Annotated in this window: 13 protein-coding genes; 9 read left to right on the plus strand and 4 right to left on the minus strand. The window is 65.0% G+C overall.

Annotation, left to right across the window (positions count from 1 at the left end; translation table 11 throughout):
• Positions 1-10: 10 nt before the first annotated feature.
• The 4 genes from galA to AC1VVK_RS13570 all read left to right on the plus strand — a co-directional run bounded on the left by galA (position 11) and on the right by AC1VVK_RS13570 (position 5,922).
• On the plus strand, positions 11-2,491 hold the full coding sequence (gene galA, locus AC1VVK_RS13555; protein WP_482903394.1) for a beta-galactosidase GalA: 2,481 nt from the start codon (positions 11-13) through the stop codon (positions 2,489-2,491).
• Between the two features lie 14 nt (positions 2,492-2,505).
• Entirely contained in the window at positions 2,506-3,618 is a 1,113-nt protein-coding gene (locus AC1VVK_RS13560) for a glycoside hydrolase family 53 protein (protein WP_482903395.1), read from the plus strand.
• A gap of 933 nt (positions 3,619-4,551) precedes the next feature.
• Positions 4,552-5,544 (plus strand): phosphatase PAP2 family protein, encoded by a 993-nt coding sequence (locus AC1VVK_RS13565; RefSeq protein ID WP_482903396.1) that lies wholly within the window; start codon positions 4,552-4,554, stop codon positions 5,542-5,544.
• 102 nt (positions 5,545-5,646) lie between these two features.
• Complete coding sequence (locus AC1VVK_RS13570) at positions 5,647-5,922, plus strand: LysR family transcriptional regulator (RefSeq protein WP_132389009.1); 276 nt, start codon at positions 5,647-5,649, stop codon at positions 5,920-5,922.
• 185 nt (positions 5,923-6,107) lie between these two features.
• On the opposite strand, the gene AC1VVK_RS13575 is transcribed toward AC1VVK_RS13570, so the two are convergent.
• From AC1VVK_RS13575 to AC1VVK_RS13590, 4 genes are all read right to left on the minus strand, one after another.
• Positions 6,108-8,783 carry a TonB-dependent receptor gene (locus tag AC1VVK_RS13575; protein WP_482903397.1) on the minus strand — a complete coding sequence of 892 codons (2,676 nt, stop codon included), beginning with the start codon at positions 8,781-8,783 and terminating at the stop codon, positions 6,108-6,110.
• A 457-nt stretch (positions 8,784-9,240) separates the two neighbouring features.
• On the minus strand, positions 9,241-10,701 hold the full coding sequence (locus tag AC1VVK_RS13580; RefSeq protein ID WP_482903398.1) for an efflux transporter outer membrane subunit: 1,461 nt from the start codon (positions 10,699-10,701) through the stop codon (positions 9,241-9,243).
• Positions 10,694-13,885 (minus strand): multidrug efflux RND transporter permease subunit, encoded by a 3,192-nt coding sequence (locus AC1VVK_RS13585; RefSeq protein WP_482903399.1) that lies wholly within the window; start codon positions 13,883-13,885, stop codon positions 10,694-10,696. Before AC1VVK_RS13585 ends, AC1VVK_RS13580 begins: the two co-directional genes overlap by 8 nt.
• A 3-nt stretch (positions 13,886-13,888) precedes the next feature.
• Positions 13,889-14,941, minus strand: coding sequence for an efflux RND transporter periplasmic adaptor subunit (locus tag AC1VVK_RS13590; protein ID WP_482903400.1), 1,053 nt, complete (start codon positions 14,939-14,941; stop codon positions 13,889-13,891).
• Between the two features lie 264 nt (positions 14,942-15,205).
• Here AC1VVK_RS13590 and AC1VVK_RS13595 point away from each other — a divergent pair, with 264 nt between their 5' ends.
• From AC1VVK_RS13595 to AC1VVK_RS13615, 5 genes are all read left to right on the plus strand, one after another.
• Positions 15,206-15,784 (plus strand): TetR/AcrR family transcriptional regulator, encoded by a 579-nt coding sequence (locus AC1VVK_RS13595; protein WP_132389019.1) that lies wholly within the window; start codon positions 15,206-15,208, stop codon positions 15,782-15,784.
• A gap of 257 nt (positions 15,785-16,041) precedes the next feature.
• Complete coding sequence (locus tag AC1VVK_RS13600; RefSeq protein WP_482903401.1) at positions 16,042-17,031, plus strand: bile acid:sodium symporter family protein; 990 nt, start codon at positions 16,042-16,044, stop codon at positions 17,029-17,031.
• A gap of 255 nt (positions 17,032-17,286) precedes the next feature.
• The gene (gluP, locus tag AC1VVK_RS13605) at positions 17,287-18,600 is read left to right on the plus strand and encodes a glucose/galactose MFS transporter (RefSeq protein ID WP_482903402.1); all 1,314 of its coding nucleotides are present in this window, start codon (positions 17,287-17,289) and stop codon (positions 18,598-18,600) included.
• Positions 18,601-18,723: 123 nt separating this feature from the next.
• Positions 18,724-19,044 (plus strand): PilZ domain-containing protein, encoded by a 321-nt coding sequence (locus AC1VVK_RS13610; protein WP_482903403.1) that lies wholly within the window; start codon positions 18,724-18,726, stop codon positions 19,042-19,044.
• 169 nt (positions 19,045-19,213) lie between these two features.
• Positions 19,214-20,482, plus strand: coding sequence for an MFS transporter (locus AC1VVK_RS13615; RefSeq protein WP_482903404.1), 1,269 nt, complete (start codon positions 19,214-19,216; stop codon positions 20,480-20,482).
• Positions 20,483-20,490: the final 8 nt, after the last annotated feature.

Below are 20,490 nucleotides of genomic sequence, written 5' to 3' on the forward strand. Positions count from 1 at the left end.
AGTCGCTGGAATGCGTACCGACCGTCGCCATGCCATGGTGTTGGGCGTAGCGGGCGTGGCCGCTGCCAGCCTGCCGCAGACCGCTCTGGCTCTTCCCGAGAATACGCCCGCCGCCGTGCCGAGCCCGCGCCGCACATGGCTGCTCGATCGCGGCTGGCGCTTCCATCCCGGCCATGCGGCGGACATGAGCAAGGACTTCGACTGGGGTATCAACCAGCGGACTTACGCCAAGCCCGGCCTCGTCACCTCACCGGCCGCCGTGGCCGACTTCGACGAGAGCGGCTGGGCGGAAGTCTCGGTTCCGCACGACTGGGCGGTGGACCTGCCCTATGCGCCTCCCGCGACGCCCGCGCCCGAGGACAAGGCCGATGCCGTTGCCGCGCACGGGTTCAAGGCGATTGGCCGTGCTTTCCCGCAGAACAGCGTCGGTTGGTACCGCCTGCGCCTGCCGGTCGGCGCCGCCGATAAGGGCCGCGCGATCTGGCTCGAATTCGACGGCGTGTTCCGCGCCAGCAAGGTCTTCGTCAACGGCTTCGAGGCCGGGGGCAGCGAGAGCGGCTATGCGCCGTTCCGCGTCAATATCGCCGATTTCCTTGACTATGACGGGGCCCCCAACCAACTTGCCCTGCGCGTGGACGCCTCGCTGGGGGAGGGCTGGTTCTACGAAGGCGCGGGGATCTACCGCAATGTCCGCCTCGTCAGCGCCGATGCGGCCCACGTGCCGCAGTGGGGCACGTGCGTGCGCACCGCCATCGATGCGGACGGCGCCGGGGTGTCGCTGCTGACCACGCTGGCCAATGCCGGGGAGGGCAAGTCCGCCGTCACGCTGCGCCAGAGCATCCGCGACGGCGCCGGACGGGAAGTGGCACGGGCGGACGATCGGCAGGTCGCGCTTGAACCGCTAGCCAGCACCGAGATCGGGCAGGACCTGCACATCCGCGCACCGCAGCTTTGGTCGCCCGCTTCGCCCAACCTCTACACGCTGGTCACCGAAGTGCTGCGCGATGGCGCGCCGGTGGACCGCTATGAAACCACCTTCGGCGTGCGCACCGTCACTTTCGACGCGGTGAAGGGCTTCACCATCAACGGCCGCAACGTGAAGCTGATGGGCGTCTGCAACCATCAGGACCATGCGGGCGTCGGCACCGCGATCCCCGATGCGCTGCACGAATGGCGGGTGGACCGCTCGATCGAGATGGGCGTCAACGCCTGGCGCAGCGCCCACAACCCGCCCGCGCAGGCGCTGCTCGACTTGTGTGACCGCAAGGGCATGATGATGCTGGCCGAAACGCGGCTCAACACCACCAATCCCGAAGCGATGGACGAGCTGGAGCGAATGATCCTCTCCTCGCGCAACCACCCTTCGGTGATCCTGTGGTCGGTGGGCAACGAGGAAGGCCATCAGGGCACCGAGCGCGGCCGTCGCATTTCGGCGGAGCTGGTCGCGCGCTGTAAGGTGCTCGACCCCACGCGGCTCACCACGCAGGCGATGGACCAAGGCTGGGACAGCGGCGCGGCCGATGCGGTGGATGTGGTCGGCTTCAACTACCGCACTGACAAGATCCCCGCGTGGCACACGCGCCACCCGAACAAGCCGGTGATCGGCACCGAGACCGGCAGTACCGTGTCCACTCGCGGCGCTTACGAGAACGATGCCGCGCGCCATATCGTGAAGGCCTACGACACCGAACACCCTTGGTGGGCTTCCACCGCCGAGGAGTGGTGGACCATCGTTGCCAATGCCCCCTATATCGCCGGCGGCTTCATCTGGACCGGGTTCGACTATCGCGGTGAGCCCACGCCCTATCCGGCGTTCCCCAGCGTTTCCAGCTACTTCGGTGCGATGGACTTGTGCGGTTTCGCCAAGGACAACTACTTCTACTACCGCGCGTGGTGGCGTCCGGACCAGCCGCTGGTCCACTTGCTGCCGCACTGGAACTGGGCGGGGCGCGAGGGGCAGGCGATCCCGGTCTGGGCGCACGGCAACTGCGAAGAGATCGAGCTTCTCCTCAACGGCAAGAGCCTCGGCCGCAAGCCGATGCCGCGTAACGGCCATCTCGAATGGCAGGTGCCTTACGCCCCCGGCAAGCTGGAGGCGCGCGGCTACAACGGCGGCCGTCTGGCGGCCAGCGACACGCGGATGACTGCCGGAGCCCCCGCAAAGCTGCGCCTCACCGCTGACCGCAAGCGTTACACCGCTGCCATTGCGGATGCGGCCATGCTGCGCATCGAAGTGCTCGACCGGGCGGGCAACCCCGTCCCCACCGCCGACGATGCTCTCAGCTTCGCGGTTTCCGGACCGGGCCGGATCATTGGCCTCGGCAACGGCAATCCGACGTCGACGGAGCCTGACAAGGGCACCACGCGCAAGGCCTTCAACGGCCTCGCGCAAGCGATCGTGCAAGGCACGGGGCAAAGTGGCGCCGTACGCGTCACTGTCTCCGGCGCCGGGCTGGCGCCCGCATCGATCGATCTCAGCTTCCACTCCTGAAGGACACCGGTTCCATGAAGTCCCTTCGCCCCGTGCTGGCATTTGCCGCGCTGTTGACCGCCGCACAGGCCCATGCCGCCGAAACCGGCCGCACGCTCTACCTTGGCGCCGACCTTTCCTTCGCCAACGAGATGGCGGACTGCGGGGCGGTGTTCCGCCAGAACGGCAAGCCGGTCGATCCTTTCGTGCTGCTCAAGCAGAAGGGTGGCAACATCATGCGCGTGCGTATCTGGAACAATCCGGATTGGACGCACTATTCGAACTACGAAGACGTGCTGAAGACCATTCGCCGCGCCCATGCGGCGGGCCTGCAGGTCCTGCTGGACTTCCATTACTCGGACGACTGGGCCGATGGCGATAAGCAGATCGCCCCCAAGGCCTGGGCCGGGCTGAACACGGACGATCAGGTCCGCGCGGTCCATGATTATACGCGCGATGTCCTCGCGAAGTTGAACGCTGCGGGTGAACTGCCCGAACTGGTGCAGGTCGGCAACGAGACCAACCCCGAAGTCATGGGCGGCACCAAGGACAAGCCGATCGACTGGAAGCGCAACGCGCGCCTCATCAATGCCGGTGTCGCCGCCGTGCGCGAGGCATCGAAGGCGGCGGGCAAGCCGATCAAGGTGATGCTCCACATCGCCCAGCCCGAAAACGTCCTGCCGTGGTTCGACGATGCCACGGCGGCGGGTGTGCTCGATTACGACATCATCGGCATCAGCTACTATTCGAAGTGGTCGAAATATAACTTCGCCGGTCTGAGCAAGGTGATCACCGCCGCGCACCAGCGCTACGGCGCCGATGTCATGGTGGTGGAGACGGCCTATCCCTTTACCGAGGAGAGCGCCGATGCCTCGCCCAACCTGCTGGGCACGGACTCGCTGGTTCCGGGCTATCCGGCGACCCCGCAGGGCCAGCTCAAATATCTGGAAGACCTGACGCAGACGGTGGTCGACGCGGGCGGCAACGGCGTCGTCTACTGGGCGCCCGACTGGGTTTCGACCCAATGCAAGACGCGCTGGGGCACTGGCTCCAACTGGGAAAACGCCGCGTGGTTCGATCTCAAGCGGCACGAAGTGCTGCCGGTGATGGACTTCCTTTCTAAGACTTACACGAAGTCCGCGAAGTAGGGCGCCAAAGCCTCGGCGCCAATGCGTTGGATATTGGTGACGAGCGAGCGGCCTGACAACACCGTCGCCCCCGCGAAGGCGGGGGCCCCGCTTCCTTTTCTCCCCGCCGCCAGAACAAGCGGGATCCCCGCCTTCGCGGGGATGACGGGGATGGGAGAGGGTTCGGCAGGGCTCCTAAGCAGGGCAGTCCTGAGTGGGCGGCATCAAAGTGTGCTCAGCGAAGCGTCTTGAAGCATGTGTTCGGCGATGACGACAATCGGCGGCGACGAGACGCAATCTGCCACATCGAAGGTGAGGGTGAAGGGGGTGATTCCCGTCGCCAACAGCCTATTCGCGACGTCGCGGTAGCGAGCGGACACGCGCATGGCGATCGTGCAGTGAGGCACCCAGGCCTCGGGGCGATAGGCTGGTTTGCATCTCGCCGGATCGATTACTCCGTGGAGCCGGGCATGCAATTCGCGCAGCGCGTCAACGCATGGCCGCGCAGCGCCGATGGCGTCAGTTCTGGATCTCTCGGCAGTTGAAGTGCAGGCGGACAGAACATGTCAAAAATTTCATGAACTTTGGCTTCGGCCGGGCTGCTCTTGCCCGGAAAGGCGCGGATTCCGGTATGTTCGGCGCGCGCACTTGCCGATGCGCCGGTCGGTAAAATCCGGAAACGTCAGGGTTGTGAAAGGGATGTCGGAGGGCATCGCCCCGATGCGCCGGACGAACTGCAACACGGTCTTGCCGAAGCGCCCGGTTTCCCCCAACATACATTTCAGCTGCCGGTTTCGAGCGCCTTCGAGTATCCGGTTCATCCATCCTTAAGCGTGACTCGGGCTGGTCGCCACCCACGTCGCCGTCTGCCCTCATACCTGCCCTGGACATACCGTAATGACTTTGATGCAGCCGTCCTGGCCCGTGCCCTCCACCGCAGGCGTGGATCCAGCAATGGCCGATGAGCTTGTTACGCCCGCACTGACGGCCGTGAGAGAGACCGGGCCGTCCATCGCGCGGCATTTCCTGACCGCGCTGCTGCTCAGCCTGTTCGCGCTCTCTGCCTTGATGCATGCCGCCGGGCTGCACATCGACCCCTGGCGTGCGGGTAATCTGCCGTACTATGCCGCCGGGGCGGTACTGCTGTCGCTGCGCTTCGGATTGCCGCGCACGGCGTGGCAGCAGGCGGTGCCGGTCGCGCGCTTCTGCGAATATGCCGGGCTGTTCACGCTGATTTCGCTGATGGGTGCCACCGCGAGCTATCCGGTGGCGGCGCTGACGCACGGCTATGCGGATGTCGCCTTGCAGCGCGTGGATGAGGCTCTGGGGTTCAACTGGCTGGGTTGGTATCGCACGGTGGCCGCCCATCCCGTGCTCCAACTGCTGGGGACGGCGGCCTATCGCAGCATCTATGTCACGCCCGCGCTGTTGCTATGGGCCAAGGCACGGGCCGGGCAGCATGCAGAGGCCTACCGGTTCATTGCCGGGTTCTGGCTGGCGGCGGTCATTACCCTGGCCGTGTTCAGCCTGATGCCGGCGGTCGGGCCGTTCTCCCACCTGTGGCATGGCGCGATCCCCTACATGCCTGAGAGCGAGCTTTGGCAGTCCGGCCTGATCCCCGCGCTGCGGGCGCACAGTGTGCATATCGTCGATCTGGCGAAGCTGCGCGGCATCGTGTCGGCGCCCAGCTTCCACACGGCGGCGGCGGTGCTCTACATCGTTGCGGCGTGGCGCATGCCGTCGATGCGCTGGCCGATCGTGGCGCTTAATGTCGCGATGCTGCTGTCCACGCCGGTAGAGGGCACGCATTATCTGATCGACATGCTGCTGGGCGCGGTTGTGGCCGTGGTTTCGCTGGCTCTGATCGGTTTCTACGAGCGCATGCAATTCGCTATGGCGCGGCGTGACAGGGCAGGGGCTCCGGCCTCCGCGTCTGCCGCGGGGTGAAGGCCAACGTCGCCGGGTGGCTCTTCGGGGCACCCGGCGCGCGTTCTGCGATCCGCATATTCCGTTTTCCTACAGGTAGGCCGCTGCGATAATTTCGCGGGCATGATCCCGACAGACAGCGCCGCTCCCAAGTCCCGCCGCTCCAATGCCGACTATCGGTGGACCCGGGCGAAGATCCTCACCTTTCTGCATGCGCTGGCGCGCACGACCTCGGTCGCTGCGGCGGCCCGGCACGTCGGCATGAGCCGCCAGTCCGCCTATCGTCTGCGCGCGCGATTGGGGAAGGAGTTCGCCGATGTGTGGGACGAGGGCCTGCGCCTCGGCGCGGCCCGCAAGGTGACAGTTTCGATGCAAGGTGACAGGCGCGGCGCAAGGTGACGGTTTTGGGCCAGGACCGTGTCAACAGTGTCAACTGTGTCACCTTGTGCGGGCTGACGCGGGCCGGGAAAAGGTCACGAAAAAAGGGGCGCCGGGAGGAGTGGCGCCCCTTTTCGAGGTTGGGCCCGCTTGGGCAGGCCGGGTATCGGGCCCCGATGGAGGCGGGGCCCAAACCGTGATCGGTGTCAGTACTTGAAGGTGACGTCCGCGAGGTAGCTGCGGCCGTACTTCTCGTAACGGGCGATCTGGTCGGGATCGTTGTTCCAGTAGAACCGCGCTGCCTGGTTGGTCAGGTTGTTGGCCTGGAGACGGACCGAGATGCTCTTGTTGATCGCATAGGAGATGCTCGCGCCCAGCGTCGTCTCGGATTCGAGGCGGGTCAGCTGCGAGGAATCCCAGCCGTAGATCACGGTGTACGGGCTGTGATGCTTGAGCGCCACGCGGGCATCGATGCCGTGCGCCGAGTACCAGAGATCGATCTCGCTGGTGAACTTGGTCAGGCCGACGCCGGGGAACGGATTGCTGGCGGGGGCGAGTTCCTTGATGTTCGAATCGACGTAGCTGGCGTTGGCGTAGATGCCGAAGTTGTTGAGCCCGATGAAGTAGAACGGGGTCTGGATCGTGCCTTCGACGCCAGCGATGTGGCCGCCCTTTCCGTTGGCCGGCGCGGTGATCTGGTAGCTGTTGCCGCCGATGATCTGCTGCGTCTGGGTGTAGCCGATGTTGCTCGACACATCCTTGTAGTAGCCCGCCAGCGCGAAGAGCGAATCCTTGTGGAAGTACCACTCAAGCGAGAGGTCCGCCTGGTTCGCCATGAACGGCTTGAGCTGCGGGTTGCCGCCCGATCCGGTGTTGGTCGGCGGGAAGTAGCTGAGCGCGAGATTGGCGCGCAACTCGTCGAGCGGCGGACGCGACATCACGCGGGCAATGCCGGCGCGCAGCTTGAGCGTGTCGGTCAGGTCGAAGTTGAGGTTGAGGCTCGGCAGCGCGCGGAAGTAGGTGTTGTTCTCGCGGATCGGCGCCGTCGTGGTGACGTTCTCCTGGAGAGCATCGTCCCACGAGGTGACGGACGAGATCGCGTCCGAATGGGTCGAGACGTTGACGAAGCGCACGCCGAGGTTGCCGGTGAAGAACGAACCCTTGAAGTCCGTCATCACGTAGCCTTCGAAGTTGTCTTCCTTCACGCGCCAGTACTGGGACTGGTCCTCGACCGGATCGGCGAGTGTGAGGTAAGCGGCCGCCAGATCCTTGTAGTTGCCCCAGATGAGGTTGGGCACATTGAAGGTGCCTACCGAGAACTCGGTGAGCTGCGTGGGATCGATCGAGAGATCGCCGCCGGTGTTGGTCGAAACCGCCGCGGTCGAGGCGTGATAGCTCTTTACGCGGTTCGAATAGCGCAGGCCCACGCCGAAGCCGGTGAAGAAGCCGCTGTCGAGATGGCGATAGGCGTCGAACTGCGCGGCGCCGAGGTCGTCCTGAAGGCGCTGCGGGCCGTCGAACTGGCCGGCGAAGTAGCTCGGCACCGTCTGGTTGGTGACGTCGCCCGGGTTGTTGCTGACGGAGACCGTCGGTACCACGTTGCGGCCCGTCGAGAACGTCGTCGTGTCGGGGTAGGACTCGGTGTAAATCGCGCCCCAGGTGTTGTCACGGCGTGCACGCGAATAGGACGCGTCGAACTTCGCGGTCCAGTCGCCATCGTCGTACTTGGCGTTGAAGCCGGTGACGAAGAGATTCTTGTCCTCGGTGTACTTGGCGATCGCGTTGGTGACCGACGAGAAGTTGTTCAGCGTCGCGCCGGTGATCGTGTTGCCGGACAGCGTGTAGTTGCCGTCCTGATAGATATCGTCCGGGCCGCCGATGGTGCCGCCCCAGTCGCCCCAGCCGTTCGAACGGCCGTACCACTGTTGCGCCTGGTTCTCGTCGATCTTCACCTTGGAATAGAGGACATCGAGGTTGATGTCCCACTCGGTGGTCGGCTTCCACTGCAACGCGCCGGTGGTCGACCAGCGGGTTTCCTTCAGGCCGTTGACCTCGGTCTGCGCGCCCCAGGGAGCGTTGATCGGCTCGCCATTGAGGGTCGGCGGGCTGCCGGTGTCGACCGTGTTGTAGCCCCAGCCCTGGAACGAGTTGAAGCCGTTCTTCTGGCGCTGGAAGGTACCGCCGACGACCACGGCGAGGTTGTCGGTCAGGCGGCCGACATACTGCGCGCTGCCGCGCGAGCCCCAGCCCGAATAGTTAGGAATGTCCTTGCCGCCGTCGTTGTAGAGTGCGCCCGCGCGCACGGTGAGCGCGGGGCCCGAGTAATCGAGCGGGCGCACGGTGCGGATGTCGATCGTGGCGGCGACGCCGCCGGCGATCAGGTCAGCCTGCTGCGACTTGTAGACGGTCACGCCCGAGACGATTTCGGACGGATAGATTTCCCAGCGGACGTTGCGATCGGGCTCGGACGAGGCAACCTCGCGGCCGTTGATGAGGCCGAGCACGAGGCGCGGACCAAGGCCGCGCACGGCTGCCTGGCTGGCATTGCCGCGATCGCGCGTGGCAGTCACGCCCGGCAGGCGGGCCAGCGAATCCGCGATGGTAACGTCGGGCAGGACGCCGATGTCCTTCGCGCTGATCGTTTCGGTGACGACGGTGGCGTTGCGCTTGGCGTTGATGGCGTCGCGCAGCGAAGCGCGCAGGCCGGTGACGACGATGGCGTCGCTGTTCGAGTCCTGGCCCGAATTCTGGTCAGCTGCCGCGTCGGCCGCCCCGGAATTGGTCGACTGCGCAAGGGCAGGCGCGATGAAAGTGGTTTGGGCAAAAAGCGCGATGGCGAGCGCGCTGGACGCACGCAAGGCGTTGCGAAGATGCAGGTACACGTATCCCTCCCGATAGACTGCTGTCTTATTTATAAGATAATTATATTTGTCGGACATGAAAGTCAACGGGGCGGGGCATTGTGGCTTTTTGGTGTAGCGTTAAATCGCTATTTTACAGATATTTATGATGGATAGCGTGGCCTGAGGGGCGGTTGGGATACCGCTATCACTCCGAGAATGGCGATTCGCGATTTAACACCGTTTCGCGCAGGCGTGAGCGCCCCTCGACAGACAGGCGCTCCTTGGTCGGGCAAGTCGGATTAACGCCGGATACCCTGCCGGTCAGGAGGCATTCGGAACGCATGACGAGACGAAATGAATAGGGCGCAGGGATGGATGATCCCTGCGCCCCTATGGTATTCGCGCGGTCCGAACCAGCATAGGGCGGGGCCACGCGGGATCTGTCAGGTCGAACGAAGCCCTGCGAAACAGGGTGATCCGGACCTCAGCTACAGAGCTATTGCTCCGGCTGCTCGCCCGCTGGCTTTTGCGCAATTTCCTCCTGCCCGCCGCCCAGCGCGGCGTAGAGGCTGACGGCGTTCTGCAATTCGGTGGCGCGCAGCTGGATCAGTGTCTGGTTGGCCGAGAACAGGCTGCGCTCGGCATCCAGCACTTCGAGGTAGATCGAGATGCCGTTGTCGTAACGCAGGCGAGCTGCATGGGCGAGGCGTTGCTGGGCCTCTACCGTACGCTGCTGGATCTCGATCTGCTCGGCATAGTGCTGGCGAGCCACGAGCCCGTCGGAGACTTCGCGGAAGGCAGTCTGCACCGTCTTCTGGTAGGCGGCGGTAAGCTCTTTCGCCTGCGCTTTGCTGAGCTTGAGTTCCGCCTCGCGCTTGCCCCAGTTGAAGATCGGCAGATCCACCGATCCGCCATAGCTCCAGCTCTGGTTCGCGCCGGTGAACAAGCTCGACAGTCCGGTGGACGCGAAGCCGAAGGCGGCGGTCAGCGAGATCTTCGGGAAGAACGCCGCTCGCGCCGCGCCGATATTGGCGTCCGCCGCGCGCAGGTTGTGTTCGGCCTGCAATACGTCCGGCCGGTTGATCAGCAAGTCCGAGGGCAGGCCCGGCGCGATCGGCAGGAGCTGGTCGGACAGGCCAAGGCCGGTGGGCAGCGTCGCTTCGACCGGGCCGCCAACCAGCACGTCGAGCAGGTTGCGCGCCTGCTCTGTCGTACGCTGGAGATCGGCCAGTTCGCTTTCGGCCTGCGTCTGGAGCAGGACCGCCTGATCGTAGTCGACCGTGGAGGTAACGCCCGCGTCGAGCCGCAGCTCGGCAATGCGCACGCCTTCACGCCGCACGTCGATACTGCGGCGGGCAAGCTCGATGCGATCCTCTCCGCTGCGGATGTCGAAGTACGTGGCGGCGACTTGCGAGATCAGCGAGATGCGGAAGGCGCGCGCGCCCTGGACCGAGGCCAGCCACGACTGGCGCTGCGCATCGGTGAGGTTGCGCACCCGGCCCCAGAGATCCAGCTCGAACGAGGTCACGCCGACCTTGGCGTTGAATTCCGAGTAGTCGATCCCGTTCGGCAGGTCGGCGCCCGTCGTCTGCCCGGTCGCGCCCAGAACCGATGTCGGTGTGCGCTGGCGGGTACCCGTGCCGTTGACACCGACCGCGGGAAGGCGGTCGGCGGCCTGGATGCGGTACTGCGCGCGCGCCTGGTCGATGCGGGCGTAGGACTGCGCGAGATCGCGGTTGCGATCGAGGGCAGTGGCAATTAGCGTCTGGAGACGCGGATCGCGGAAGAACTCGCGCCAGCCGAGCTCGGTGGCGAGAGGCGTGAGTTCTTCGCGCGAAGGGGCATTCGGGAAACTGCTCGAAACCGGCGCGACCGGCTGATGGTACTGCGGCGCGAAATTGCACCCGGACAGCACAGTGGAGATCGCGGCGGAAAGGAGGAGGGCCTGCTTACGCATGTTCGCCTCCTTCCCGCTTGTTCTGTTCAAGCCAGATGGCGTCTTCCCCTTCGGGGTCGCGTCGTTTGCTAAGGTGCTTGCGTGCGAAGTTGTAGAATACCGGCGTGAAGAACACGCCCAGCAGGGTTGCCGCGATCATGCCGCCCATGACGCCGGTACCCACCGCCTGACGGCTGGCCGCACCCGCGCCGCTCGAGATCACCAGTGGCACCATGCCGAGGATGAAGGCAAGGCTGGTCATCAGGATCGGCCGCAGGCGCTGGCGCGCCGCTTCCACGGTGGCATCGTCTGGCGATCTGCCCGCGTCCTCGTCCTCGATCGCGAATTCGACGATCAGGATCGCGTTCTTCGCGGCAAGGCCGATGATCGTGATGAGGCCGATGTTGAAGTAGACGTCGGCCGACAATCCTCTCAGCAGCGTGAAGACCACGGCGCCGAGGATGCCGAACGGGACGACCATCAGCACCGAGATCGGGATGCCCCACGAATTGTAGAGCGCCGCCAGCAGCAGGAACACGACGATGACGGAGAGGCCCAGCAGCGCGCCGACTTGTCCGCCGGCCTGCTTTTCCTCGAACGCGGTACCGGTCCACTCGAAGCTGAAATTGCCCGAGAGATGCCGGTTCGCGATCTCTTCCATGATCTCCAGCGCCTTGCCCGAGGACTGGCCGGGGGCGGCCGTGCCCGAGATCGTCAGCGACGGATAGCCGTTGTAGCGCTCCACCTGGATCGGCCCGGATTCCCACTGCGCGCGGGCGAAGGCGCTGAACGGCACCATTTGCCCGTTACTGCCGCGCACCTGCAGGGCCATGATGTCGTCCGGCGTCATGCGGGCATTGGCATCAGCCTGCAGATAGACGCGCAGGGTATTGCCGTCGCGGGTGAAGTCGTTGGCGTAGTAGGAGCCGAAGCTGATCGCCAGCGTCTGGTTCACGTCGTTGATCGACAGGCCCATGGCGCGTGCCTTGACCCGGTCGATATCGACATAGAGCTGGGGCGCGTCGCCCTGTCCGTCAGGACGGACCTGTGCGAGCACGGGGTTCTGCGCGGCTTCGGCGATGATCGCATCGCGCGCGGCGACAAGCCCGGCGCGGTCGGTGCCCGAGCGGTCCTCGATCTTCATCGAGAAGCCGGTGGCATTGCCGAGCGCCTGGATCGCCGGCGGGTTGAGCGCAAAGACCGTGGCGCCGGTGAGGCCGGACACGAACTTCTGCGTCTTGCCGATCAGCGAAGTGACCTTGTCGTCCGAGTGCTTGCGGTCTTCCCAGGGCTGGAGATCGACGAAGGACAGCGCCGCGCTCTGGCTCTGGCCGTAGAAGTTGAAGCCGATCAGCGAGACCACGCCGCGCACTTGCGGCTGCTTCTTGAGGAACGCCTCGGTCTGCTCCACCACCGCCTGTGTGCGTTGCATGGTGGCGCCGACGGGGGCGTCGAAGTTGATTATGAAGTAGCCTTGGTCCTCGTCCGGCAGGAAGCCGCCGGGCAGGCGCGTGAACAGCAGCCCGGTCATCACCGCCATGACCGCGAAGACTGCCAGCCAGCGCACGGGCGCGCGCATCATGCCGCCGACGCGGTGGGTGTAGTTGTCGGTGGCACGGCCGAACCGGTCGTTGAACCAGCGGAAGAAGCGCGGCAGCGCGCCGCGCCAGCCCGCGAGAGGCTCGGCGTTGTGGGGCGCATCCGTGTGGTGCTTGAGCAGGGTGGCGCAGAGCGCGGGGGTGAACGTGAGCGCCAGCAGCGCCGAAAAGAAGATCGAGACGGCCAGCGTGACCGAGAACTGGCGGTAGATGCCGCCGGTCGATCCGGGGAAGAAGGCCATCGGGATGAACACCGCGATCAGCACCAGCGTGATGCCGATGATCGCGCCGCGAATCTGGCCCATCGCCTTGATCGTGGCGAGGCGAGGCGGAAGATTCTCCTCGGTCATGATACGTTCGACATTCTCGACCACGACGATGGCGTCATCGACGAGGATGCCGATCGCCACCACCATGGCGAATAGCGAGAGCGTGTTGATGGAGAACCCGAACAGCAGCAGGCCCAGACAGGCACCGAGCAACGCGATCGGTACCACCACGGCGGGGATGATCGTCGCCCGCCAGGATTGCAGGAACAGGTACATCACGAGGAAGACCAACACCATGGCTTCGACCAGGGTGTGGATCACCGAATCGATGGAGGCATTGATGAACGGCGTCGAATCGAAAGCGACGTGCCATTCCATGCCCGGCGGGAAGTTCTCCTGAAGCTGCGCCATGCGCGCGCGGACCGCAGTGGCGGTGGCCACGGCATTGGCGCCCGAGGCAAGCTGCACGCCCATGCCGGCGATTTCCTTGCCGTTGAGGCGTGCCTTGAATGTGTAGTTTTCGGCGCCCAGTTCGACGCGGGCGACGTCGCCCAGACGCACGGTCGAACCGTCCTGGTTCGACTTGACGATGATTTCCTGGAACTGGGTGGGCGTGGAAAAGCGGCCGCGCGTCACGATCTTGGCAGTGAACTCAGTCTCCTGCGAAATCGGCTGCTCGCCGATGCCGCCGCCGGCCACCTGGCTGTTCTGTTCCTGCACCGCGCTCAGCACTTCGCCGGGAGTCAGCGAAAAGGACGTGAGCTTGACCGGATCGAGCCAGATTCGCATTGCATATTGCGAACCGAACAACTGGACATCGCCGACGCCCGGCACGCGCCGGATCTCATTGACGATGTTGTTGTTCGTGTAGTTGCCGATCTCCAGCGGGCTGAGTGAATTGTCGCCCGACGAGACACCCAGCACCATCAGGAAGCCGGCGGTATTGTCCGTCACCTGAATGCCCAGCGCGCGCACTTCGGCGGGCAGGCGGGATTCCGCGCGATTGAGGCGATCCTGCACCTCCACGCGGGCGGCATTGAGATCGGTGCCTGACTTGAACGTCAGCGTGATCTGCCCGGTGCCGTTCGAGCGGCTGGCCGAACTCATGTAGAGGAAGCCGTCGATGCCGTTCATCTCGCGCTCGATCACCGAAGTGACGTTCTTGTCGAGCGTTTCGGAATCGGCGCCGGTGTACGTGTAGGCAAGGTTGAGCGCCGGCGGGGCGACGGAGGGATACTGTTCGATCGGCAGGTTGAGCAGCGCGATCAGGCCGCCCAGCGCGATGAATGCAGCGATGACCCAGCCGAAGACCGGCCGGTATACGAAGAAGCGGTTCATGCCTCAGTGCCCCTGCTGGGGCTGCTGCGCGGCGGGCTTCTGCGCTTGTGCCGCGTCCACTGCCTTCTGCCCCGGGTGCAGCTTGGCCCAGCCGTCGACGATGATGCGCTCGCCCGGCCGGAGGCCCGACGTGACGATCCACTGCTTGCCGAGCAGGGTGCCGAGCCGGATAGTGCGCGCGGTCACGGTGCCGTCCTTGCCCATGACGGAGACTTGCGCCTCATCGCCCCTGAACTGGATGGCGCGGGCAGGCACGAGAATGCCGCCCTCCAGCGTGCCGAGCCTGAGGCGGCCGCGCACGAACTGGCCGGGGAACAGCAGGCCCTGCGAATTGTTGACGAACGTGGCGCGTACGGTCTGGCTACCCGTTTCGGGCGCAACCACCGGGCTGGTGAAGTTGAGGTGGCCGACCGGACCGTATTTTTGCCCGTTTTCCAGCACCAGCTTGACCTCGATGGTCTCGAGCGCGGGCAGGTTCAACTCCCCGTTGCGGACTTTGGCAAGCAGGTCGAGGATCGAGGCGTTCGAGGCGGAGAACACCGCATAGACCGGGCTCGTCTGGTCCACGCGCGTCATCAGTGTGCCCGAAGCGCCACTGACGAGCGCGCCTTCGGTCACTTCGGCGGCGGAAACGCGGCCCGAAATCGGCGCATCGACCGTAGTGTAGCCCAATTGCAGCTTGGCCCGGTCCAGCGCGGCGCGGGCCTCGGCGACTTGCGCGGAAGCCTGGCGGAGATCGGACTGCGCCTGATCGTATTCCTGCGCGGAAACGGCGCGTTCGTCGATCAGCGGGCCATAGCGCAGCACGATCGAGCGGGCGTTCTGCTCCGCCGCTATCGAGCGCTGGAGCGAGGCGGAGGCCGATTTGACCTGTGCCTGATAATCGCGCGGATCGATCTGAAACAGCGGCGTGCCGGCGGCGACGAAGGCGCCTTCGTCATAGAGGCGGCGCAGCACGATACCGTCGGTCCGCGCGCGCACTTCGGCGGAACGCACGGCTTCGATGCGGCCCGGCAGTTCGACGATATTGGGGACGGGCTGAGCCCGGATCACCATCGATTCCACTGCAACCGGGGGCGCTTCGCCCTGCTTTTGTTCGCCACCGCACGCAGTGAGGACGAAGGCACTCAGGAGCGCAACGTGGCGCAGCCTGCTGATTTTGGAAGACAAATTTTCACCATGAGCTGGTTTCGGGGGGCTCTGAGCGGCGTCCATATCGCAGTTGCGGTAAGCGGACAAGGGGTGTCCGCTTGCGTTGCCAAATTGTGTCGGCATGGTATGGGACCACCAGGGTGAGAATGGGCGTGGGGACGGAGAATCATGCGCGCCGACGCGAGAAAACATCGACAGGATCTGATCGAGGCGGCCGCGCTCGTTTTTGCCGCGAAGGGCCCTACCGCGCCTTTGCAGGACGTTCTGGCGGTGGCCGGGCTGGGCCGGGGCACGCTCTACCGCCACTTTGCCGACCGCGAGGCGCTGATCATGGCGGTTATCGAATTCGAGGTGTTCCGCACTTTGGCCGAAGTGGAGACCCGCAAGGGTGATCCCGCGCTTTTCGAGGATTTCCTCGAAAGTCAGAGCCGGGCTTTCGCCGTCCACATGCCGGTCTTCATGAACTTCGACGAGGGGCGATTGGCGGCTTTCGTCGAATCGGTTGGCCCGACGTTCGATCGCATCATTGCCATGGTGCTGGAAACGGCCAAGGCTCTGGATCAGGTCCATTCGGACCTCGGCGTCGAGGATCTCAAGCTGGCTATCGAGATGCTCAGCATGGCGCGCGGTTCGAAAAGCGTGGTGCCGGAAGACGTCTCCTATGCGCGCGGTGCCGCGCTGCTGTTCGGAGGCATCCGGCCGCGCCCGACCGGCGAGGCGGCGAAGACCACCCCCAGCATTCAGTAAGGCGGCGTGCAACAGTCGCATGCCGGTCCGGGACTGGGGCACTAACCGGGCTCGTCTCCGGCTCCGGGAAATCGGATGGCGGACAGTTTGTCCAGTCGAGCCTTGGGCTGCATATTGTTCTCCCGGTCGCACGTCCGTGAGGAGGCCGCCATCGGGGGGATGGGCGGTGCCGTGCAGGATACATGGCAAGGCTCGGCATGCAAAGGCCGGAAAGCAGGGGCTTTTGCAGCGCGCCGCGAAGTCCTAGAGGGGCGGGTATGAACCGCCTTCTCGCCCGCCTGAACATCGATCCCTATCTCTTGCTGCTGATCTCGACCGTGGGTCTTGCCTCGGTGCTTCCGGCGCGCGGGATGTGGGCGGGGATCGCGGGCGGCGCGGCGGACGCAGGCATCGCGCTGCTGTTCTTCCTTCACGGCGCCAAGCTCTCGCGCCAGGCGATCCTCGACGGGGCGCGGGCGTGGAAGCTGCACCTGACCGTGGCGAGCCTGACCTTCGGGATCTTCCCGCTGATCGGGTTGGGCGTCAGCGCGATACCGGGGCTGGAGCCCTCGCTGGCGATGGGCGTGCTCTACCTGACGCTGCTGCCCTCGACGGTGCAGTCATCGATTGCCTTCACCGCGATTGCCGGGGGCAATGTGGCAGCGGCAGTGTGCAGTGCCTCATTCTCCAACCTTGCGGGGATTTTCGTGACCCCGGTGCTGACGGCAGTGTTCATCACCGGCAAGACACAGGGTTTCTCGACCGATCCGATCATTGCCATCGCCGTCCAGCTGCTGCTGCCGTTCGTGGCCGGGCATCTGCTGCGGCCGTGGATCGGCGGCTTCGTGCAGAAGCACAAGAAGCTGGTGGGCTATACCGATCGCGGTTCGATCCTGCTGGTGGTCTACACGGCGTTCGGGGCGGCGGTGCTCGAAGGGCTGTGGCAGAAGGTGACTTTGGCCGAACTCGGGCTGATCGCGGCGCTGTCGCTGGGGATTCTGGCGGTTGTGATGGTGGTGGGCAATGTGCTCGGGCGGGTGCTGGGCTTCAACCACGCGGACCGGATCGTGATCCTGTTCTGCGGTTCGAAGAAGAGTCTGGCGACCGGCGTGCCGCTGGCAGGGGTACTGTTTCCGCCTGCTCAGGTGGGGGCGATCATCCTGCCGCTGATGTTCTTCCATCAGATCCAGTTGATGGTCTGTGCGGTGCTGGCGCGCCGGATGGCGGCGCAGGCCGAGGCTGCAGGGGAGCCGGTGGCGGCTGAGTAGATTAGCTTCCTCCACTCCCGTCCATTCCACTCCGCTCATCCTGAGCCTGTCGAAGGATGGAGGCCTTGCGCCACGCCCGCGGGGGCTTCGACAAGCTCAGCCTGAGCGGGATGGGATAGGGGTGAGGTGAGGTCAGGTGAGTAGCCCGCCAGCGCACCGCAAAAGAACGCCCCGGCAACAAAGACTTGCCCGCCGACCGCTATATGCGCAGACAGGAGTCCAGAAACGAATCCCTCCAATTCGAGGCAGGCGTCCATGGCCCTGAAGGATTTCGCTCCGACCAGCACTGACCCTGACGCCGATCCGGGAGCCGAAGTCGCCAGTTCCGGCCATATCAATGCTCCGGGACTTCAGGTTTTTGTCTTCGCGCTGTTCTTCATATTCGGCGGCGTAACCGCGCTTAACGGCGTGCTGATGCCGAAGCTCAAGGCGATCTTCGTGCTCGACTATACCGAGGCGATGCTCGTCAATACCGCCTTCTTTGCAGCGTATGCCGTGTTGAGCGTGCCCGGTGCCGGACTGGTCAAACGCATCGGCTACATGCGCGGCGCAGCGCTGGGGCTGCTGGCGATGCTGGCCGGGTGCCTGCTTTTCGTACCTGCCGCCACCGGAGCGACTTTCGCGCTCTTCCTCCTCGCGCTGTTCGTGCTGGCGAGCGGAGTCACCCTGATTCAGGTCGTCGCCAATCCGCTGATCTCGCTCCTGGGGCCATCGCGCACGGCATCGTCGCGGTTGAATTTCGCACAAGGATTCAATGCTCTCGGCGCCACGGTCTTCCCGCATTTCGGCGCCGTGCTGATGCTGGGCGGGCTGGCCTCCGTGAACGAGACCGCGCTTTCGGGCGCGGAACTGGAGGCCTATCGCTCGGCCGCGACGCAGGCCATCGCCCACGGCTACCTGATGGTGGCCGCCGCCCTTGCGGTCATCACGGCGGCCGTATGGTTCAACCGCAACCGCATCCCGGGTGAGAAGCGTGAGGGTGGGCCGATCTTCCGGAGCTTCAACCTCCTGCTGCGCCCGCGTTTCGCTTTCGGCGCAGTCTGCATCTTCCTCTACGTCGGCGTCGAGAACGCCATTGCTTCGCTGGGGGTGAGCTGGATGGGGCAGTCGCAGGTGCTTTCGCTCGATCCGCAGACGGCCGGCACGCTGCTACCCTGGTACTGGGGCGGGGCGCTGATCGGGCGCTTCGTGGGCTCATGGGCGCTGCGCTACGTCAGTGCCGGCAAGGCGCTGGCGACCGTCGCGATCGGCGCCGTGGTGCTGCTCGCGATCGCGGTGGGTTCCACCGGCACCGTCGCGGGCGTGGCGTTCCTTGCCACAGGCCTGACGAACGCGATCATGTTCCCTACGATCTTCAGCCTTGCCTGCGAAGGGTTGGGAGAGCGCACGCCGGAGGGCTCCGGCGTGATCTGCACGATGGTGGTGGGCGGCGCCGTGATCCCGCCGCTGACCGGGCTCCTTGCTGACAGCAGCGGTAGCCTCTCGCTCGCTTTGGTGTTGCCGGCGCTGTGCTATGCGGTAATCGCGCTGTTTGGCTGGAGTGCCCGCCGCCCCCTTGAGGTCCAGTAACAGCCTCTAAAGTTTCTTTAAATATCAATTTATTGATGTGGTTTTCTGAAGAAACTCTTGCCGATATTCGGTCTTGTCCGGCGATTAACACTTGTTAAACCGTGGACGTGCTAGATTTCCGACATGTCTTCCTCGGATCTCCCTCGGCAGGCGTATCGTCGGGCCATTTCGCTGACAGCACAGTGTCGGACGCAGAACGGGCTGCGCGATCAGGGTGAGATTTCCGACATTTCCGCTCAGGGGTGCTGCGTGCGCGTACGCGGGCTGCTGTTTCGCGTGGGTACCCGCGTGGTGATCCGCCCGCAGGGGCTTGAAGGCCTGACCGGCATAGTGCGTTGGGTAGACCGTGATTTTGCCGGAATCGAGTTCGACCGCGCCATCTATCAGCCGGTCGTCGATCATCTGTTGCGCCAGCACGGACTTGCCACGGTCGAGTGGCTTTAGGACGTAGACTCCGTCCGGGCGACATCACCTTCCCAGTACACGGCGCTTCGCTGCGGCGGTATTTGCCGCACCGCTGGTGAACACGCTCGCCACGCGGCGGTGAGCGCCTAGGCTCCCCTCTTCCAAAGGCAAGCAGCCCGGCAACAAGCCGGCGAGTCGGGAGAGAGTAATGGCACTGGATGCCGACAACGCCGGGGGCATGCTCACGGACGCATCCCCCAACCATCCGCTGGCAAAGCGCATGGGTGTGATTGCGGGACTATCGCATAACTTCGTGATCGGCACGATCATGGGCGCCTTCAGCATCATGCTCGCGCCCGCCGAGCAGCGCCTCGGCATCAGCGCGGAGGCGGCAGCTGCCGGTATTCCGCTGGTGCTGGTCGGCTCCTCCATTCTGGCGCCTTTCGTCGGGGTGTTGATCGCCAAGGTTTCGCTTCGGCTGATCATGCTGATCGGTGCGCTGCTGGCAGCCTGCGGCTTCGCGCTGCTGGGGCTGACGCATAGTTATGTGCTCTATCTCGTTGCTTACGGGTTGTTGCTGGGCCCGGCGATGAGCCTTGCCGGCTCGATCGCCCCGGCAACGCTGGTGACGCGCTGGTTCGGCCGCAACCGGGGCTTGGCGCTTGGCCTTGTGCACTTGCCGGTGGTGATCGCGATCACCCCTTGGCTGGCGGAGCGCGGGCTGCGGGTCTTCGACGCGCAAACGATCTACTTTGCGATCGCCGCTGCTATCGCTCTGGTGCTGGTTCCTGCCAGTCTCTTCGCGATCGACCATCCTCCGGGCGGCGAGACGGTCGCCCCGGTGGCGGCCGGCAAGCGGACATCGGACGGCTCGCTCAGCGTTGGCCAGTTGCTCGGCCGCCCGCGTTTCTGGGCGATGTGCCTCGCGGCCATCGCCAGCATGGCCAGTTCGGTCATGCTTGGCTCGCTGCTGGTGCCGATGGGCCAGTCCTGGGGCTTCACCCGTGCCGAATCGGCGCTGCTTCAGTCGCTGATGTCGCTTGTGGGGATTGCCGGTTCGATCCTGTTCGGCTGGATCGCGGACCGGCTCGGTGGCGGCCGTTCGCTGGCGCTGATCGGCTTCGACTGTGCGCTGCTGTGGGGTCTGCTGCTGCTGCACCCGCCCTTCGCGGTTACGGCCATCGTGATCGGCCTGATCGGCCTGCACGGGGCAGGGGCGATCCCGACGCTTGGGCGCGGCCTTTCGGATGCCTTCGGGCAGGCGAGCTACAGCCGTGGTTTCGGGCTCAACACGCTGATCGGCTTGCCGTTCATCGCATTCTCGGTGATCGGCTCGGCCAAGGTCTTCACGGCGAGCGGCAGCTACGACGGCGCGATCATGGCGATGGCTGGCTTCTTCGCGGTGGCCATGTTGCTGGGTCTTTATGCCGCCGGGGGGCGCATCGCCCGCCCGGCAGTGGAAGTCGCGCCGGCCTGACGGCGCGC

The sequence above is a fragment of the Novosphingobium sp. BL-S-32 genome (assembly GCF_056857055.1).